Source organism: Corynebacterium sp. HMSC034A01, assembly GCF_001838175.1.
GTDB lineage: Bacteria > Actinomycetota > Actinomycetes > Mycobacteriales > Mycobacteriaceae > Corynebacterium.
On sequence record NZ_KV835973.1, the window covers coordinates 25,193 to 39,605 of the forward strand.

Consider the following 14,413-nt stretch of genomic DNA (forward strand, 5'->3'; position numbering starts at 1 on the left):
ACCTAGGATCTTGTAACTGGCACATTGTGAAATGGCTCCCGTATCCGTGCCCTGCGCTGGGCGCGGGCCGGGGCGTATGTAAACCACGTGGCTGCGAAGGTCGTAGTCACCATGAAGTCCAGGAGGACAACAGTGGCAAAGGAAAAGTTCGAGCGCTCTAAGCCGCACGTGAACATCGGCACCATCGGTCACGTCGACCACGGCAAGACCACCACCACCGCCGCTATCACCAAGGTGCTGGCTGACGCTTACCCGGAGGAGAACAAGGCCTTCGCCTTCGACTCCATCGATAAGGCTCCGGAGGAGCGCGAGCGCGGCATCACCATCAACATCTCCCACGTGGAGTACAACACCCCGAAGCGTCACTACGCTCACGTGGACGCCCCGGGCCACGCCGACTACATCAAGAACATGATTACCGGCGCTGCTCAGATGGACGGCGCAATCCTCGTGGTTGCTGCAACCGACGGCCCGATGCCGCAGACCCGCGAGCACGTGCTGCTCGCTCGCCAGGTCGGCGTTCCGTACATCCTCGTTGCACTGAACAAGTGCGACATGGTCGACGATGAGGAAATCATCGAGCTCGTCGAGATGGAGGTCCGCGAGCTGCTGGCTGAGCAGGACTACGACGAAGAGGCTCCGATCGTCCACATCTCCGCTCTGAAGGCTCTCGAGGGCGACGAGAAGTGGGTCCAGTCCGTCGTTGACCTCATGCAGGCTTGCGACGACGCCATCCCGGATCCGGAGCGCGAGACCGACAAGCCGTTCCTGATGCCGATCGAGGACATCTTCACCATTTCCGGCCGCGGCACCGTGGTTACCGGTCGTGTGGAGCGTGGCGTGCTCAACCTCAACGACGAGGTCGAGATCATCGGTATCCGCGAGAAGTCCCAGAAGACCACCGTCACCTCCATCGAGATGTTCAACAAGCTTCTCGACACCGCCGAGGCTGGCGACAACGCAGCTCTGCTGCTCCGTGGCCTGAAGCGCGAGGACGTTGAGCGTGGCCAGGTTGTTATCCACCCGGGCGCTTACACCCCGCACTCCAAGTTCGAGGGTTCCGTCTACGTCCTGTCCAAGGACGAGGGCGGCCGCCACACCCCGTTCTTCGACAACTACCGTCCGCAGTTCTACTTCCGCACCACCGACGTCACCGGTGTTGTGAAGCTGCCGGAGGGCACCGAGATGGTCATGCCGGGCGACAACGTCGAGATGTCCGTCGAGCTGATCCAGTCGGTCGCTATGGACGAGGGCCTGCGCTTCGCTATCCGCGAGGGCTCCCGCACCGTCGGCGCTGGCCGCGTCACCAAGATCCTGGACTAATTCCAGACCTGGTGTAACCAGCTGACGTAGAAGCCGTCCTCCCCGCTGGGGAGGGCGGCTTTTCTCATGCGTTAGGCTCTGATGCGTGCACGACCCCACCCGTATTCCACGACTGACCCAGGCCGTGCAGCGCGCCTGGGAGGGCCAGCCGGACCTCACTCTCGCTCAGCTCATCGGAGTCCTGCAGAACAGCGGCCTCGGCTGGGGCACGACCGACGAGGAAGCCGTCGAGTTGCTCGAGGCATTGGAGCGCGAGCATCCTTCGCTTATCGACGCCAACTCCGGCCCCCACACGATCACCACCGTCAACCCGCCGCACCTGGTCACCATCACGGGCGGGTATGTGGTGGTGCGCAGCGGCGCCGACCCTGAGCGCATGCCGGCGGTGTGGCACATCGGTGGCATGCGCAAGGCGGGACCCGGATTGCCGCTGGTGATCGCCGATGCGGAAGGGGTGGAGCACCGCTTAGGGGTTGTGTCGTTGGTGACGCGGCTTACGGGGGCACCGGAGGCGTCGATAGGCATGGCCCGCGAAGACGTGGGCAACAGGCGGTGGCTGGTGCAGTTCGACGACGGTGCGAGGGCTGTGGTGGGGCAGCGCATCCGCATATGGCGGGTGGAGGGGCGCGCCGTGGTCAGCGAACGCGTCGCCTGGAGCGAGATCCTGCGCTGCGAGCCGGGAGCAGACATGGAAATAGCCCCAGCGGGTGGCGGGAAGCCGCTCACGCTGGGGCGGGTGAAGCTCGTGCTGGAACTGGAGCGCTAGGCGGCGATCCGGTCCAGGTGGAGCTTCCACACCGAGTCAATCTCCATGGTGTGGTTGGCCATGCGGAAGTCCTGGTCCGCAGCCTCGATGACGCGCACGGCGTCGTCAAACGGGTACTCGGGGTTGGCGAATACGGTGAACGTCGCTGTCGGGCGCTTGCCAACCATCGCCACCTTGCAGGAGGCGCGGCGGATCTCGTTGGCGTGCTCCAGGGAGGTGCAGGCCGCCTCGGAGACGCGCTGGACGTTGATAATTGTCTCGCCGTGCTCCGGGTCCGCAGGCAGAATGCCACGGTTGGAAAACGCGCGGGAGCGGATGTTCGCCAGCAGGATCCACAGGCCCAGGATCGCCGCGAGGATAGCGCCGATGATCAGGGCGGTGATGTAGTGGTCCTGGTAGCCCAGGTCGATCAGGCGGGTGCGGTCGACGAAGTCGGCCGCGTCGACGAGGTAGGGGATCTGCCAGTACTCGGCGATGGGGAAGAGGCCAGCAAGAATCAGCAGTAGGCCGAGCAGGAAGACTGCCAGGCGGTTGAAGAAGCTGAGTGTCTTAGTCATCGCGTCACCTCCGGGGTCGTCGAGTCAATGGTGGAACCGGACGGCTGCTGCGGCACGTTCGCACGCTGCGCGGCAACCTGCTGCGAGCCCGGGTTGGGCAGCAGCTTCACCGACACAGCAGGCTGCGCCTTCAGCACGCGGAACTCGTCGTTGAGCGCCTGCGTGATGCGTTCCTGCATCGCCGTGCCGGAGCCGTCGTCGACCACCTGCACCTTGACGGACTTGCGGTTCGCCTTCGTGCTCACCTGCTCGCCGCCGAGGTCGCCGCGAGTGGTGAACGTGGTCTTGCGGGCGATGTCCACCGGACGGGTCCAGATGGACGCCGGCGAGTTCACGCGCACGTGCCCGTGGGGGCGCGGCTTGAACGTGAAGAACACCAGGAACAAGCCGACCAGCACGAGGAGGATCCCCACAACGACGGCGGTGACGTCCGCCTCGAAGGAACCGAGGAAGTCCCAGGTGCGGCCCAGCCAGGAGTCCGACGGGGCCTCATCGCCGTAGAAGTGGTACCACAGATCGCGCGCAGCCACGCCAGCAAGAGCCAGCAAGAGCAGGCTGATCAGCACCGCGAACCAGCGCGAGGCGGGGTTGCCCAGCGGTTCGTCACCCGGGTGGGGGCCGACAGCTGCGTTATTGGGCGCCGCGTTGTTGGGCGCAGTGTTAGCGGGAGCGGTCATAGTACTTCACCACCGGTTCAATCGTGATCTGCTTAAGCGGCTTCGGTGCTGGTGCCTGGGGCACAATCACAGGCTGCGGCGCAGGCGCGGAAGTGATCGGGGCCCGCGCCACCGGCTCCACCACGATGGGTTTAAGCGGCGGACGGTTAACCGTGATCGGCTTCAGCGGTGCGCGGTTCGGCATAGGAACATCGCGGGGCTGGGCGAAGCGCGTGACGTCCACAGGCTTGAGCGGCTGCAGCGGGGGCAGCTGCGGGTGGCGGGGGATAACCCCGTTCGCCTGCGGCGCCCACGTCCGGACTGGCTCCGGCGGGAACGGTACGCGTGCCTCCGTCGGGGAGGTGTGGATGGCAGCGAGACGCTGCGGCTCCGGCACCTCCGGCGAGAAAGTGCGCACCGGCTCCGGGGTCTGCACGCCTGCCGCGCGGACCGGTTCCGGCTTCTCTGGGTGCTCGACCTCGATCGGGGCGGGGACGACCACGTCCCTCATGTCGTCGACAAGCGAGCGCGCCTTGATCGGCGCGAGTTGCTCGCGCGGTTTGGTCACGGGGTGCTCCACGTGGGTCGGGGAGACCTCGACGGGGGTAGGAATCACGAAAGCTTCGTGCTCCGCCACCTGGTCCCAGGTCACGCGGCCGGTGTCGGGGAGGGTTTCCACATTGGCCACAGTGACCTTCACACGGGAGACATCCAGGCCCACCAGCGTGCGAATGTGCGCGATGATGGTTGCGCGCACAGCGTCGGTGATGGCAGCAACCGGGGCGGGGTAGGAGGTGGCAATTTCGGTGTCCACCGCCACTGTGCCCGTCGCCTGGTCCAGCCGGGCGTGGATCCGCGGGAAGCTGCGTCCCGCCAGCCCGGCCAGCTTTGCGTCGATAGTCCGGCAGCCCGGTACCGCCGCAGCTGCCACCTCAGCGACGCGCTCGATGGTGCGCTCACTGACGTGGTAGAAGGAATTATCCATTAGCTTCGGCCTCTGCCGGTGCCGTTACTCAGGGCCGCGGACAGATCCAGACGGCCGTCGAGCTGGGCCCCGACAACCCCGCCGATGATGGTGAACAGCAGCAGCCAGAGCAGGCCCGGCCAACCGCCGAAGGTGACAAAGAAGGCGACCACGACACCGATGAGGATGCCTGTCAGCGCCTTGTTGGCAAAAAGATTCATAATAAAACCACGTTTCGGGTTATGAGGTTGGGGCGGGCCGCGCTACTGCGCGTCGCCTGCGACAACGTCCACGAACTCCGCGTCGGATGCGCCGAGCACAGCCGCGCGGACATCCTCGGCCACGTCCTGCACTTTGCGGCCGGAAGCGACATCGAAGATGAAGTGGACTTCAAATCCGGTTCGGCCGTCCCGAGAGATGGCCTTCAGACCTTCAATGCGGGTGTTGGGCAGGTAGGTCGCAATCTCGCCTACGCGGCCGCCGTGCAATCCGGCGACCCCGTCGACGGCGACGGCAGCATCGCGGACGCCCTCCGCAACCTCGCGGCTAACGGGGGTGTACGCCATGGCTTACTGGTTGATCGACTGGTTGACAGCCTGGTAGTTGGCGTTCGCGGCGGAGTTGGTCTCCTCGTACTGCTCAGCACCCTCCTGCTCCGGCAGGTGAACGTCGTGCACGGTAACGTCCACGCGGTCCACAATCAGACCGGTCATGCGGGTGATTGCGACGGTGACGTTCTCGCGGATCGCGTTCGCCAGCTCGTGGATGGCAACGCCGTACTCCGCGATGATGGCGACAGCGACGGAAGCGTGGCCGTCCTCGACTGCCACGTTGACGCCCTGCTGGACGTTGGTGGAGGAGGTCAGGGACTCGCGTACAGCGCCCCACATGCGGGCAGCGCCGCCGCCGAGGTTGTTCACGCCGGAGACCTCGCGGGCAGCGATACCTGCGATCTTGCCCACAACGTTGTCGTCGATGACGGTGGAGCCGTGCTCGGTCTCCAGGTTCTCGTTGCGCGGGCGGACCTGCTCCGGCTCCACAGCGGTGGAAGAAGAAGCCGGGGTGTTCGCGCCGGTCTTCGCTGCGGCGGTGTCCGGGGTGTTTGCAGAGGTCTCGTTGACGTTCTTGTCGGCCATGACGGTCCTTTCAATCTGTAAATACTGTGTCTCCGCGCGCTCTCAAATATGAGGCGCACGGCCTGGAAATAAAGGGTACACACATATATCTGGCCCAGCCGGGCCAGAAAGAAGGTGATACCAAGTTGAAATAATCCGGGACCGGCCGAAGGTTCGTCGATAAGCGGGCTTGTGCTTCCTGCAACCTTGTGTTTTAATACCCAGGTTGCCTTGACATGGACCGGATGAAACTGGTCGGTGGCCAGGCAAACATGACACCTTCCAACCGGAAGAACCGGAGAAGGGCCATGGCAAATTCACAGCGGCAGTACGCAAGGGTCACGCACCCTTCCGAGTCTGACACCCAGGCACGTGCTTATAGACGGGCACGCCTTGGCGGAAGCACTGAAACAGCATGAATTTGCTCGGTCACCTTCCGGACGTGTCATGACAGTCAGAAACGACACTGGCGTTGAGCCAAGGGCCCAGCCCGGACAACGTTATAGAGAAACTAGAAGCTACAAACCCCACCGCTTCAGCCCGTTTCTCACTCCGTTCGAAACGAGCGGAAGGGAATAGGACGAACGTGGGGATGCGAGGAAGAGGTAAGCGTGGCGGGACAGAAGATCCGCATCAGGCTCAAGGCTTACGACCACGAGGCGATCGACGCATCCGCGAAGAAGATCGTCGAGACGGTCACCCGCACGGGTGCCCGCGTCGTTGGCCCGGTGCCGTTGCCCACCCAGAAGAACGTGTACGCCGTTATTCGTTCTCCCCACAAGTACAAGGATTCTCGCGAGCACTTCGAGATGCGCACTCACAAGCGCCTCATCGACATTCTCGACCCGACGCCCAAGACGGTGGACGCGCTCATGCGCATCGACCTGCCGGCAAGCGTCGACGTGAACATCCAGTAGAGCAATCCCCAACGTAAGTAGTGGAGAACTAACAACATGTCTGAGAACCAGATCAAGGGCATTCTGGGCAAGAAGCTCGGCATGACCCAGATCTTCGACGAAGACAACCGAGTTATCCCGGTTACCGTCGTCGAAGCTGGGCCGTGCGTGGTCACCCAGATCCGTACCCCTGAGACCGATGGCTACTCCGCCATCCAGATCGCCTACGGCGACATCGATCCCCGTAAGGCAAAGAAGCCGCAGGCTGGCCACTTCAAGAAGGCCGGCGTGAACCCGCGCCGTTTCGTCACCGAGATCCGCATGGATGACACCTCGGGCTACGAACTCGGCCAGGAGTTCAACGCAACCATCTTCGAGGGCGACACCTACGTGGACGTCGCCGGCACCACCAAGGGCCACGGCTACGCCGGCGCTATGAAGCGCCACGGCTTCGCCGGCCAGGGTGCCGCACACGGTAACCAGGCTGCGCACCGTCGCGTGGGCTCCATCGGCGCCTGCGCAACCCCGGGCCGCGTGTTCAAGGGCACGCGCATGGCAGGCCGCATGGGTGGTAACCGCGTTACCACCCAGAACCTGAAGATCCAACGCATCGACGGCGACAACAACCTCATCCTGATCAAGGGCGCCATCCCGGGCGTTAAGGGTTCCGTTGTTACCGTCAAGACCGCAGTGAAGGGCGGTGCTCACGCATGACGAACCTGACGCTTGACGTCCACACCGCTGACGGAGCCACCAAGGGCTCTGTCGATCTCCCGGCCGAGTTCTTCGACCGTGAGGCATCCGTGGCGCTGATGCACCAGGTTGTGAACGCACAGCTTGCTGCCGCACGCCAGGGCACCCACGCGACGAAGACTCGCGGCATGGTTTCCGGTGGCGGCAAGAAGCCGTTCCGACAGAAGGGCACCGGCCGCGCACGCCAGGGTTCCATCCGCGCTCCGCACTACACCGGCGGTGGCACCGTGCACGGTCCGCAGCCGCGTTCCTACGCGCAGCGCACCCCGAAGAAGATGATCAAGGCTGCCCTCGCGGGCGCCCTGACCAACCGCGCACAGAACGAGCGCATCCACATCGTGGAGGACCTGGTTCCGGGCCAGACCCCGTCGACCAAGTCCGCCCGCGCTTTCATCGAGCGCCTCACGGACCGCAAGTCGGTTCTGCTGGTGATCGGCCGTGATGACCAGAACTCCCGTCTTTCCGCAAGGAACCTGCCGGGCGTCCACGTCATTGAGCCGACCCAGCTCAACGCATACGACGTGCTCAACGCTGACGACGTTGTGTTCTCGGTCGAGGCGCTGCACACCTTCGTCAACCGCGGCAAGGAGCTCGCTACCGCCGCTGCGGAGGAGGAGAAGTAAATGGCTAAGATCGCGAACCCGCGCGACATCATCATCGCGCCCGTGCTCTCTGAGAAGAGCTACGGCCTGATGGAGCAGAACACCTACACGTTCTTCGTCGCTCCGTCGGCCAACAAGACCCAGATCAAGATTGCCGTGGAGCAGATCTTCGGCGTCGACGTCGCTTCGGTGAACACCGCTAACCGCGAGGGCAAGCGCAAGCGCTCCCGCACCGGCTACGGCCAGCGCAAGGACACCAAGCGCGCCTACGTCACGCTCCGCGAGGGCAGCGACTCCATCGACATCTTCGGAGGTGCGACGGCCTAACGGCTATCGCACAGCGAAGAGGACGATAGAAAAGGAACCATTATGGCTATTCGTAAGTACAAGCCGACAACTCCGGGTCGCCGTGCCAGCTCTGTTTCCGCGTTCGACGAGATCACTCGCTCGACCCCGGAAAAGTCGCTGCTGCGCCCGCTCCCGAAGAAGGGCGGCCGTAACACCCACGGCCACATCACCACCCGTCACCGCGGCGGTGGCCACAAGCGTCGCTACCGCGTGATCGACTTCCGCCGCTCCGACAAGGACGGCGTGCTGGCCAAGGTCGCTCACATCGAGTACGACCCGAACCGCACCGCAAACATTGCGCTGCTGCACTACTTCGACGGCGAGAAGCGCTACATCATCGCGCCGAAGGGCCTGACCCAGGGCACCGTCGTCGAGGCTGGTCCGAACGCCGACATCAAGGTCGGCAACAACCTGCCGCTGCGCAACATCCCGACCGGTACGACCATCCACGCAGTGGAGCTCAAGCCGGGCGCTGGCGCGAAGCTCGCCCGCTCCGCAGGCGCTTCCATCCAGCTGCTGGGTAAGGAAGGCAACTACGCAGTCCTGCGTATGCCGTCTTCCGAGATCCGCCGCGTGGACATCCGCTGCCGCGCCACCATCGGTGAGGTCGGCAACGCCGACCAGATCAACATCCGCTGGGGCAAGGCCGGCCGCATGCGCTGGAAGGGCTGGCGCCCGACCGTGCGTGGTGTGGTTATGAACCCGGTCGACCACCCGCACGGTGGTGGCGAGGGCAAGACCTCGGGTGGCCGTCACCCGGTGTCTCCGTGGGGCCAGAAGGAAGGCCGCACCCGCAACCCGAACCGTTATTCCAACAACATGATCGTGCGGCGCCGCCGCTCGAAGAAGCGCTAAGAGGAGGTAAACAGACATGCCACGTAGCCTGAAGAAAGGCCCGTTCGTCGACGAGCACCTCCTCAACAAGGTGGACGCTCAGAACGAGGCTGGCACCAAGCAGGTCATCAAGACCTGGTCGCGCCGTTCGACCATTCTCCCCGATTTCATCGGTCACACCTTCGCCGTCCACGACGGCCGTAAGCACGTGCCGGTGTTCGTCGACGAGTCCATGGTCGGCCACAAGCTCGGCGAGTTTGCACCGACCAAGACCTTCAAGGGTCACGTCAAGGAACAGAAGGGACGTCGATAGGCAATGGCTGACACCATCACCACTGCATCCGCGACGGCCAAGTTTGTCCGCGTCTCGCCGATGAAGGCCCGCCGCGTGCTGGCACTCGTCCGCGGTAAGGACGTTGCCGAGGCCCTCGCGATCCTGAAGTACGCACCGCAGGGTGCTGCCAAGGACGTTGCGAAGGTTGTCGCCTCCGCAGCTGCCAACGCTGAGAACAACTTCGGCTTGGACCCGCGCACGCTCGTCATCTCCGAGTGCTACGCAAACGAGGGTCCGACCATGCGCCGCTACCAGCCGCGCGCTCAGGGCCGCGCCTTCCAGATCCGGAAGCGCACCTCCCACATCACCGTTGTTGTCGAGTCCAAGGAAGGGGCCAAGTAATGGGCCAGAAGATTCACCCGCACGGCCTGCGCCTGGGTATCACTTCCGACTGGAAGTCCCACTGGTACGCCGACAAGAACTACGCCGACTACGTTGCGGAGGACATCAAGGTCCGCGAGTGGCTTGAGAAGAACCTCGAGCGCGCCGGCATCTCCGACATCGTCATCGAGCGCACCCGCGACCGCGTGCGTGTGGACATCCACACCGCTCGTCCGGGCATCGTCATCGGCCGCCGCGGTGCCGAGGCCGACCGCATCCGCCGCGAGCTGGAGAAGCTCACCGGCAAGATGGTCGCGCTGAACATCATCGAGGTCAAGAACATCGATGCCGACGCAACCCTGGTTGCGCAGTCCATCGCCGAGCAGCTGGTCAACCGTGTCGCGTTCCGTCGCGCCATGCGTAAGGCCATCCAGTCCGCGATGCGCAACCCGCAGGTCAAGGGCATCAAGGTTATGACGTCCGGCCGCCTCGGCGGCGCGGAAATGTCCCGTGTCGAGCGTTACCACGAGGGTCGCGTTCCGCTGCACACCCTGCGTGCGGAGATCGACTACGGCACGGCAGAAGCACACACCACCTTCGGCGTCATCGGCGTCAAGGTGTGGATCTACAAGGGCGACGTCGTGGGCGGTGTCCGCGAGTCCGAGCTCAACGCTCCGAAGAACGAGCGCGGTGGCCGCGGCGACCGTCGCCCGCGCCGCGGCGGCCAGCGTCGCCAGCGTGCAGAGCAGAAGAAGGAGGGCTAATTCATGCTCATCCCTAAGCGCGTGAAGTACCGCCGTCAGCACCGCCCGAACCGCTCGGGCGTGTCCAAGGGCGGCAACCAGATCACCTTCGGCGACTACGGCCTGCAGGCGCTCGAGCCGGCGTACATCACCAACCGCCAGATCGAGTCCGCACGTATCGCCATCAACCGCCACGTCAAGCGTGGTGGCAAGGTGTGGATCAACATCTTCCCGGACCGTCCGCTGACCCAGAAGCCGCTCGGCGTGCGTATGGGCTCCGGTAAGGGCCCGGTGGAGAAGTGGGTGGCCAACGTCAAGCCTGGCCGCATCCTTTTCGAAATGTCCTACCCGAACGAGGAAACTGCACTGGAGGCTCTGCGCCGCGCTGGCGCTAAGCTGCCGTGCAAGGTCCGCGTGATCAAGAAGGAGGACCAGTTCTAATGGCAACCGGTACCCCCGCATCTGAGTTCCGCGAGCTGAGCGACGACGAGCTGCGCACCCGCCTGACCGAGGCGAAGGAAGAGCTGTTCAACCTGCGTTTCCAGCTCGCCACCGGCCAGCTCACCAACAACCGCCGCATCTCCACCGTGAAGCGCGACATCGCTCGCATCTACACGGTGCTGCGCGAGCGCGAGCTCGGCCTGTCCGTCGTCCCCGAGTCCACGGGAGCTGAGGCATAACCATGAGTGAGGCAAACGTGACTGAGAACACCAAGGTCAAGGCAGTGCAGAAGCGTCGTCGTGGCTACGTCGTGTCCGACAAGATGGACAAGACGATCGTCGTCGAGGTTGAGGACCGCAAGTCCCACGCCCTGTACGGCAAGATCGTGCGTACCACGAACCGCGTGAAGGCACACGACGAGGAGAACACCGCTGGTGTCGGCGACCTCGTCCTGATCGAGGAGACGCGTCCGCTGTCCAAGGACAAGCACTTCCGTCTCGTCGACATCATCGAGAAGGCCCGCTAAGAGCATTTCGCTTCTCGACGACACGTACCCGTCCAACCCCCGTGTTGGGCGGGTATTTTCGTGTTTTGGTCCCCTGAGGGCGGGGCTTTCCACTTTTTACAGCCCCCTAAACAGGAGTACGATTTTTTCCCATGTGTGGAATCGTTGGATACGTAGGCGCCGGCACCGCTGAGCGCGACGCGAAAAATGTCATTGTCGAGGGACTTCGCCGCCTCGAATACCGCGGATACGATTCCGCTGGTGTTGCCGTGGCCAACAACGGCGTCATCGAGTGCCGCAAGAAAGCCGGCAAGGTCGCGGACCTCGAAGCCGAAATTGCGGACAACCCCATTGCGTCTTCCAAGCTGGGCATCGGGCACACTCGGTGGGCAACCCACGGCGGCCCGACCGACACCAACGCCCACCCTCACGTCGTCGGCGACGGCCGCATGGCTGTGGTCCACAACGGCATCATCGAGAACTTTTCGGGGTTGAAGGCGGAGCTCGTCGATAAGGGCTACAGCTTCAAGTCCGAGACCGACACCGAGGTGGCAGGCACCCTGCTGCTGGACATCTACGACAAGGAAGCGGACCGCGACCTCACCCGCGCCATGCAGCTGACCGCACAGCGCCTCGAAGGCGCCTTCACCCTGCTGGCGATCCATGCGGACCACCCGGACCGCATCGTCGCCGCGCGCTGGAACTCCCCGCTGGTCATCGGTGTGGGCGAGAACGAGAACTTCCTCAGCTCCGACGTCGCCGGCTTCATCGAGTTCACGCGCGACGCCGTGGAGATGGACAACGGCCAGATTGTCACCCTGACCGCCGACGGCTACGAGGTCTGCGACTTCGACGGCAACCCCGCCGAAGCCAAGCCGTTCACCGTGGAGTGGGACGTCACCGCCGCGGAGAAGGGCGGCTTCAACTCCTTCATGGAAAAGGAGATCCACGACCAGCCCTCCGCCGTCCGCGACACCCTCTACGGGCGCTTCGACGAGCACGGCAAGCTCATCTTGGACGAGCTGCGTATCGACGAATCCGTGCTGCGCTCCATCAACAAAATCATCATCGTCGCCTGCGGCACCGCCTCCTATGCAGGTCAGGTGGCGCGCTACGCCATCGAGCACTGGTGCCGCATCCCGACGGAGGTGGAGCTCGCCCACGAGTTCCGCTACCGTGACCCGATTGTCAACGAACGCACCCTCGTGGTGGCCGTGTCCCAGTCCGGCGAGACCATGGACACACTCATGGCCGTGCGCCACGCCCGCGAGCAGGGCGCGAAGGTGATCGCCATCTGCAACACCGTCGGTTCCTCCATCCCGCGCGAGGCAGACGCGTCGCTGTACACCTACGCCGGCCCAGAAATCGCCGTGGCGTCGACCAAGGCGTTCATCTCCCAGATCGTCGCCGCCTACCTGCTCGCCCTGTACCTGGCGCAGGTGCGCGGCAACAAGTACGCCGACGAGATCCGCCAGATCGTGGACGAGCTGCAGGAGATGCCGGAGAAGATCCAGCAGGTGCTGGACAACGAAGGGCAGGTCAAGCAGCTGGGACGGGACATGTCGGACGCGAAGTCCGTGCTGTTTTTGGGCCGCCACGTTGGCTTCCCGGTCGCCCTCGAAGGCGCGCTGAAGCTCAAGGAAGTGGCCTACCTGCACTCCGAGGGCTTCGCCGCCGGCGAGCTCAAGCACGGCCCGATCGCACTCGTGGAGGAAGGCCAGCCGGTGTTCATCATCGTGCCGTCCAAGCGCTCCCGCAATAACCTGCACGCCAAGGTCGTCTCCAACATCCAGGAGGTCCGCGCCCGCGGTGCGGTGACCATTGTGATCGCGGAAGACGGCGACACGGACGTGGAGGCATACGCCGACCACATCATCCGCATCCCGCAGTCCGCCGGCCTGATGCAGCCGCTGCTGTCCACCATCCCGCTGCAGATCTTCGCCTCCTCCGTGGCGGAGGCCCGCGGCCTGAACGTGGACCAGCCGCGCAACCTGGCTAAGTCCGTGACGGTGGAGTAGGGTTTGCCGCGCTTTCCTGGCGTCGGGCTCGGGCGGTTTCGTCTGGGCCCGGCGCCGTTCTTGTGCCGGTTTCGCGGATCGTCTAGCAGCGCATAGAGGAGTGCTAGACGATCATTTGTTGGGCGCGGCGTTTGCCCAGGTGATGTTGGAAATAGTTGTCGTTAGCAGCGTGATCGTATAGCAGCGGTAGCGAGCCGCTAGACGATCCGGGCCTCAGTGGGATTCGGGAGACCACGCCGCGCCGGGGTGCGCGCGGCGGAACTCCATCATCCGGTGGAAGACCTCAGCTGCGCCTGCTCTTTGGCCCTGCGTCTCGCTGAGCGCGCCACTGCCGTCGGGGAGATCTGTCGGGGCGAACACGCCAGGGCGCAGTACTTGAGCGAGAAAAGAGGGATCGGCAGTTGCAGCGCCGACGTATCGGGCAGCGTGTGCCTGGGTGGCGTCGATACGCGTCCAGTCCACCGCCCAACCTGCAGCGCGCAGCATCTGATCGAAGAAGTACCGCTGTGTGCGGGAGTTGCCGTCGCGGAACGGGTGCACGATTGTGAGCTCGCTCCAGTGATCTGCGACGGTCCGCACCGCAGACTCGATTTCTGACGACGAAGGCGGCAACTTCGCGATGCGGCTCATGACCCGGTCAAGCTCAGTGTCGACGTACTGCGCCCGGCACATGGCCATTCCCATTGCGCCGACCTCCTCGGTGCGGATCTCGCCGGCCCACGGGTAGATGTCTTGCATCAGGTAGTGGTGGGTGCGCAGGAGTGATTCGCGGGTGAACTCGGTGAGGGGAGGGCCGAGCTCGAGCTCACCCAACCGTTGCGTAGCAAGGCTCCCAGCGATGCGTTCTAGCTGCGCGGGATCTGAAATCCCAAACAGGTTATCGGGTGCTTCCCGGCTCTGTCGGGCCACGATGCTTAGGCCACGCCGGCGATACGTCGGCGCAGTTCGTGTGCGCGTGGCGAATCGCCCAGCCCCTCGCGCTCCAAGACAAGCAATACTGCCTCGTCGGCGGAGACCTCGCTACGGAATTGCCGTCTTAGCAGCGCTTCGTCCTCGGCTGATAGGGGTTGCCCCGCCATGACCATGGAGGCGTTCACGGCGGCAACCTTTTGGTCTTCACTGCGCAGGTCGGTCATGGTGCAGCATTTTACCTGTTCAGGAGTAGAAGCGGAACCCTGCGGATCTGCTAGTTCCGCTTTGGACGGCACTAGCAGATCAACTGTCCAAGTTTTCGTTT

At 64.1% G+C, this 14,413-nt stretch carries 22 protein-coding genes; 14 read left to right on the forward strand and 8 right to left on the reverse strand.

Annotated features, from left to right (window positions below; translation table 11 throughout):
- The first annotated feature begins 132 nt into the window (after positions 1-132).
- Positions 133-1,323 carry an elongation factor Tu gene (gene tuf, locus HMPREF2791_RS07795; RefSeq protein ID WP_070475012.1) on the forward strand — a complete coding sequence of 397 codons (1,191 nt, stop codon included), beginning with the start codon at positions 133-135 and terminating at the stop codon, positions 1,321-1,323.
- Positions 1,324-1,408: 85 nt separating this feature from the next.
- Positions 1,409-2,089, forward strand: a complete 681-nt coding sequence (locus HMPREF2791_RS07800; RefSeq protein ID WP_070475011.1) for a hypothetical protein — start codon at positions 1,409-1,411, stop codon at positions 2,087-2,089.
- On the opposite strand, the gene HMPREF2791_RS07805 is transcribed toward HMPREF2791_RS07800, so the two are convergent.
- The 6 genes from HMPREF2791_RS07805 to HMPREF2791_RS07830 are packed head-to-tail and all read right to left on the reverse strand — an operon-like array spanning position 2,086 to position 5,402.
- Positions 2,086-2,646, reverse strand: a complete 561-nt coding sequence (locus tag HMPREF2791_RS07805; RefSeq protein WP_070475010.1) for a hypothetical protein — start codon at positions 2,644-2,646, stop codon at positions 2,086-2,088. The genes HMPREF2791_RS07800 and HMPREF2791_RS07805 overlap by 4 nt on opposite strands.
- Positions 2,643-3,323 carry a hypothetical protein gene (locus HMPREF2791_RS07810; protein WP_070844952.1) on the reverse strand — a complete coding sequence of 227 codons (681 nt, stop codon included), beginning with the start codon at positions 3,321-3,323 and terminating at the stop codon, positions 2,643-2,645. Before HMPREF2791_RS07810 ends, HMPREF2791_RS07805 begins: the two co-directional genes overlap by 4 nt.
- On the reverse strand, positions 3,307-4,287 hold the full coding sequence (locus tag HMPREF2791_RS07815) for an Asp23/Gls24 family envelope stress response protein (protein ID WP_070475008.1): 981 nt from the start codon (positions 4,285-4,287) through the stop codon (positions 3,307-3,309). The genes HMPREF2791_RS07810 and HMPREF2791_RS07815 overlap by 17 nt, the downstream gene beginning before the upstream one ends.
- On the reverse strand, positions 4,287-4,487 hold the full coding sequence (locus tag HMPREF2791_RS07820; RefSeq protein WP_034997223.1) for a hypothetical protein: 201 nt from the start codon (positions 4,485-4,487) through the stop codon (positions 4,287-4,289). Before HMPREF2791_RS07820 ends, HMPREF2791_RS07815 begins: the two co-directional genes overlap by 1 nt.
- A 42-nt stretch (positions 4,488-4,529) precedes the next feature.
- Positions 4,530-4,832 carry a hypothetical protein gene (locus tag HMPREF2791_RS07825; RefSeq protein ID WP_070475007.1) on the reverse strand — a complete coding sequence of 101 codons (303 nt, stop codon included), beginning with the start codon at positions 4,830-4,832 and terminating at the stop codon, positions 4,530-4,532.
- A gap of 3 nt (positions 4,833-4,835) precedes the next feature.
- Entirely contained in the window at positions 4,836-5,402 is a 567-nt protein-coding gene (locus tag HMPREF2791_RS07830; RefSeq protein ID WP_070475006.1) for an Asp23/Gls24 family envelope stress response protein, read from the reverse strand.
- 590 nt (positions 5,403-5,992) lie between these two features.
- Here HMPREF2791_RS07830 and rpsJ point away from each other — a divergent pair.
- The 12 genes from rpsJ to glmS all read left to right on the forward strand — a co-directional run bounded on the left by rpsJ (position 5,993) and on the right by glmS (position 13,176).
- Positions 5,993-6,298 (forward strand): 30S ribosomal protein S10, encoded by a 306-nt coding sequence (rpsJ, locus tag HMPREF2791_RS07835; RefSeq protein WP_034997227.1) that lies wholly within the window; start codon positions 5,993-5,995, stop codon positions 6,296-6,298.
- 36 nt (positions 6,299-6,334) lie between these two features.
- Entirely contained in the window at positions 6,335-6,991 is a 657-nt protein-coding gene (gene rplC / locus HMPREF2791_RS07840; RefSeq protein ID WP_070844953.1) for a 50S ribosomal protein L3, read from the forward strand.
- Positions 6,988-7,653, forward strand: coding sequence for a 50S ribosomal protein L4 (gene rplD / locus HMPREF2791_RS07845; protein ID WP_070475004.1), 666 nt, complete (start codon positions 6,988-6,990; stop codon positions 7,651-7,653). Before rplC ends, rplD begins: the two co-directional genes overlap by 4 nt.
- Positions 7,654-7,959 (forward strand): 50S ribosomal protein L23, encoded by a 306-nt coding sequence (gene rplW, locus HMPREF2791_RS07850; RefSeq protein ID WP_070475003.1) that lies wholly within the window; start codon positions 7,654-7,656, stop codon positions 7,957-7,959.
- 42 nt (positions 7,960-8,001) lie between these two features.
- Complete coding sequence (gene rplB / locus HMPREF2791_RS07855; RefSeq protein ID WP_070475002.1) at positions 8,002-8,835, forward strand: 50S ribosomal protein L2; 834 nt, start codon at positions 8,002-8,004, stop codon at positions 8,833-8,835.
- Between the two features lie 16 nt (positions 8,836-8,851).
- Positions 8,852-9,127 carry a 30S ribosomal protein S19 gene (gene rpsS / locus HMPREF2791_RS07860; RefSeq protein ID WP_018017481.1) on the forward strand — a complete coding sequence of 92 codons (276 nt, stop codon included), beginning with the start codon at positions 8,852-8,854 and terminating at the stop codon, positions 9,125-9,127.
- Positions 9,128-9,130: 3 nt separating this feature from the next.
- Complete coding sequence (gene rplV, locus HMPREF2791_RS07865; RefSeq protein ID WP_070475001.1) at positions 9,131-9,490, forward strand: 50S ribosomal protein L22; 360 nt, start codon at positions 9,131-9,133, stop codon at positions 9,488-9,490.
- Positions 9,490-10,233 (forward strand): 30S ribosomal protein S3, encoded by a 744-nt coding sequence (gene rpsC, locus HMPREF2791_RS07870; protein ID WP_034997239.1) that lies wholly within the window; start codon positions 9,490-9,492, stop codon positions 10,231-10,233. The genes rplV and rpsC overlap by 1 nt, the downstream gene beginning before the upstream one ends.
- Before the next feature lie 3 nt (positions 10,234-10,236).
- Entirely contained in the window at positions 10,237-10,653 is a 417-nt protein-coding gene (gene rplP / locus HMPREF2791_RS07875; RefSeq protein WP_070475000.1) for a 50S ribosomal protein L16, read from the forward strand.
- On the forward strand, positions 10,653-10,892 hold the full coding sequence (gene rpmC, locus HMPREF2791_RS07880; protein WP_070474999.1) for a 50S ribosomal protein L29: 240 nt from the start codon (positions 10,653-10,655) through the stop codon (positions 10,890-10,892). Before rplP ends, rpmC begins: the two co-directional genes overlap by 1 nt.
- A 2-nt stretch (positions 10,893-10,894) precedes the next feature.
- On the forward strand, positions 10,895-11,179 hold the full coding sequence (gene rpsQ, locus HMPREF2791_RS07885) for a 30S ribosomal protein S17 (protein WP_070844954.1): 285 nt from the start codon (positions 10,895-10,897) through the stop codon (positions 11,177-11,179).
- 131 nt (positions 11,180-11,310) lie between these two features.
- On the forward strand, positions 11,311-13,176 hold the full coding sequence (gene glmS, locus HMPREF2791_RS07890; protein WP_070844955.1) for a glutamine--fructose-6-phosphate transaminase (isomerizing): 1,866 nt from the start codon (positions 11,311-11,313) through the stop codon (positions 13,174-13,176).
- 213 nt (positions 13,177-13,389) lie between these two features.
- On the opposite strand, the gene HMPREF2791_RS07895 is transcribed toward glmS, so the two are convergent.
- Positions 13,390-13,989 (reverse strand): Fic/DOC family protein, encoded by a 600-nt coding sequence (locus HMPREF2791_RS07895; protein ID WP_239306542.1) that lies wholly within the window; start codon positions 13,987-13,989, stop codon positions 13,390-13,392.
- A gap of 101 nt (positions 13,990-14,090) precedes the next feature.
- Complete coding sequence (locus HMPREF2791_RS07900) at positions 14,091-14,312, reverse strand: antitoxin VbhA family protein (RefSeq protein ID WP_070844957.1); 222 nt, start codon at positions 14,310-14,312, stop codon at positions 14,091-14,093.
- Positions 14,313-14,413: the final 101 nt, after the last annotated feature.

What these genes read in the sequence shown, in the direction of transcription:
- HMPREF2791_RS07900 (WP_070844957.1), bottom strand. Translation starts at nt 14,312, where the DNA reads ATGACCGACCTGCGCAGTGAAGACCAAAAGGTTGCCGCCGTGAACGCC.
- rplW (WP_070475003.1), top strand. Translation starts at nt 7,654, where the DNA reads ATGGCTAAGATCGCGAACCCGCGCGACATCATCATCGCGCCCGTGCTC.
- rplC (WP_070844953.1), top strand. Translation starts at nt 6,335, where the DNA reads ATGTCTGAGAACCAGATCAAGGGCATTCTGGGCAAGAAGCTCGGCATG.
- rpsC (WP_034997239.1), top strand. Translation starts at nt 9,490, where the DNA reads ATGGGCCAGAAGATTCACCCGCACGGCCTGCGCCTGGGTATCACTTCC.
- rplD (WP_070475004.1), top strand. Translation starts at nt 6,988, where the DNA reads ATGACGAACCTGACGCTTGACGTCCACACCGCTGACGGAGCCACCAAG.
- rpmC (WP_070474999.1), top strand. Translation starts at nt 10,653, where the DNA reads ATGGCAACCGGTACCCCCGCATCTGAGTTCCGCGAGCTGAGCGACGAC.
- glmS (WP_070844955.1), top strand. Translation starts at nt 11,311, where the DNA reads ATGTGTGGAATCGTTGGATACGTAGGCGCCGGCACCGCTGAGCGCGAC.
- HMPREF2791_RS07815 (WP_070475008.1), bottom strand. Translation starts at nt 4,287, where the DNA reads ATGGATAATTCCTTCTACCACGTCAGTGAGCGCACCATCGAGCGCGTC.
- HMPREF2791_RS07825 (WP_070475007.1), bottom strand. Translation starts at nt 4,832, where the DNA reads ATGGCGTACACCCCCGTTAGCCGCGAGGTTGCGGAGGGCGTCCGCGAT.
- HMPREF2791_RS07830 (WP_070475006.1), bottom strand. Translation starts at nt 5,402, where the DNA reads ATGGCCGACAAGAACGTCAACGAGACCTCTGCAAACACCCCGGACACC.
- rplB (WP_070475002.1), top strand. Translation starts at nt 8,002, where the DNA reads ATGGCTATTCGTAAGTACAAGCCGACAACTCCGGGTCGCCGTGCCAGC.
- HMPREF2791_RS07805 (WP_070475010.1), bottom strand. Translation starts at nt 2,646, where the DNA reads ATGACTAAGACACTCAGCTTCTTCAACCGCCTGGCAGTCTTCCTGCTC.
- HMPREF2791_RS07810 (WP_070844952.1), bottom strand. Translation starts at nt 3,323, where the DNA reads ATGACCGCTCCCGCTAACACTGCGCCCAACAACGCGGCGCCCAATAAC.
- rplP (WP_070475000.1), top strand. Translation starts at nt 10,237, where the DNA reads ATGCTCATCCCTAAGCGCGTGAAGTACCGCCGTCAGCACCGCCCGAAC.
- rpsQ (WP_070844954.1), top strand. Translation starts at nt 10,895, where the DNA reads ATGAGTGAGGCAAACGTGACTGAGAACACCAAGGTCAAGGCAGTGCAG.
- rpsS (WP_018017481.1), top strand. Translation starts at nt 8,852, where the DNA reads ATGCCACGTAGCCTGAAGAAAGGCCCGTTCGTCGACGAGCACCTCCTC.
- HMPREF2791_RS07820 (WP_034997223.1), bottom strand. Translation starts at nt 4,487, where the DNA reads ATGAATCTTTTTGCCAACAAGGCGCTGACAGGCATCCTCATCGGTGTC.
- rplV (WP_070475001.1), top strand. Translation starts at nt 9,131, where the DNA reads ATGGCTGACACCATCACCACTGCATCCGCGACGGCCAAGTTTGTCCGC.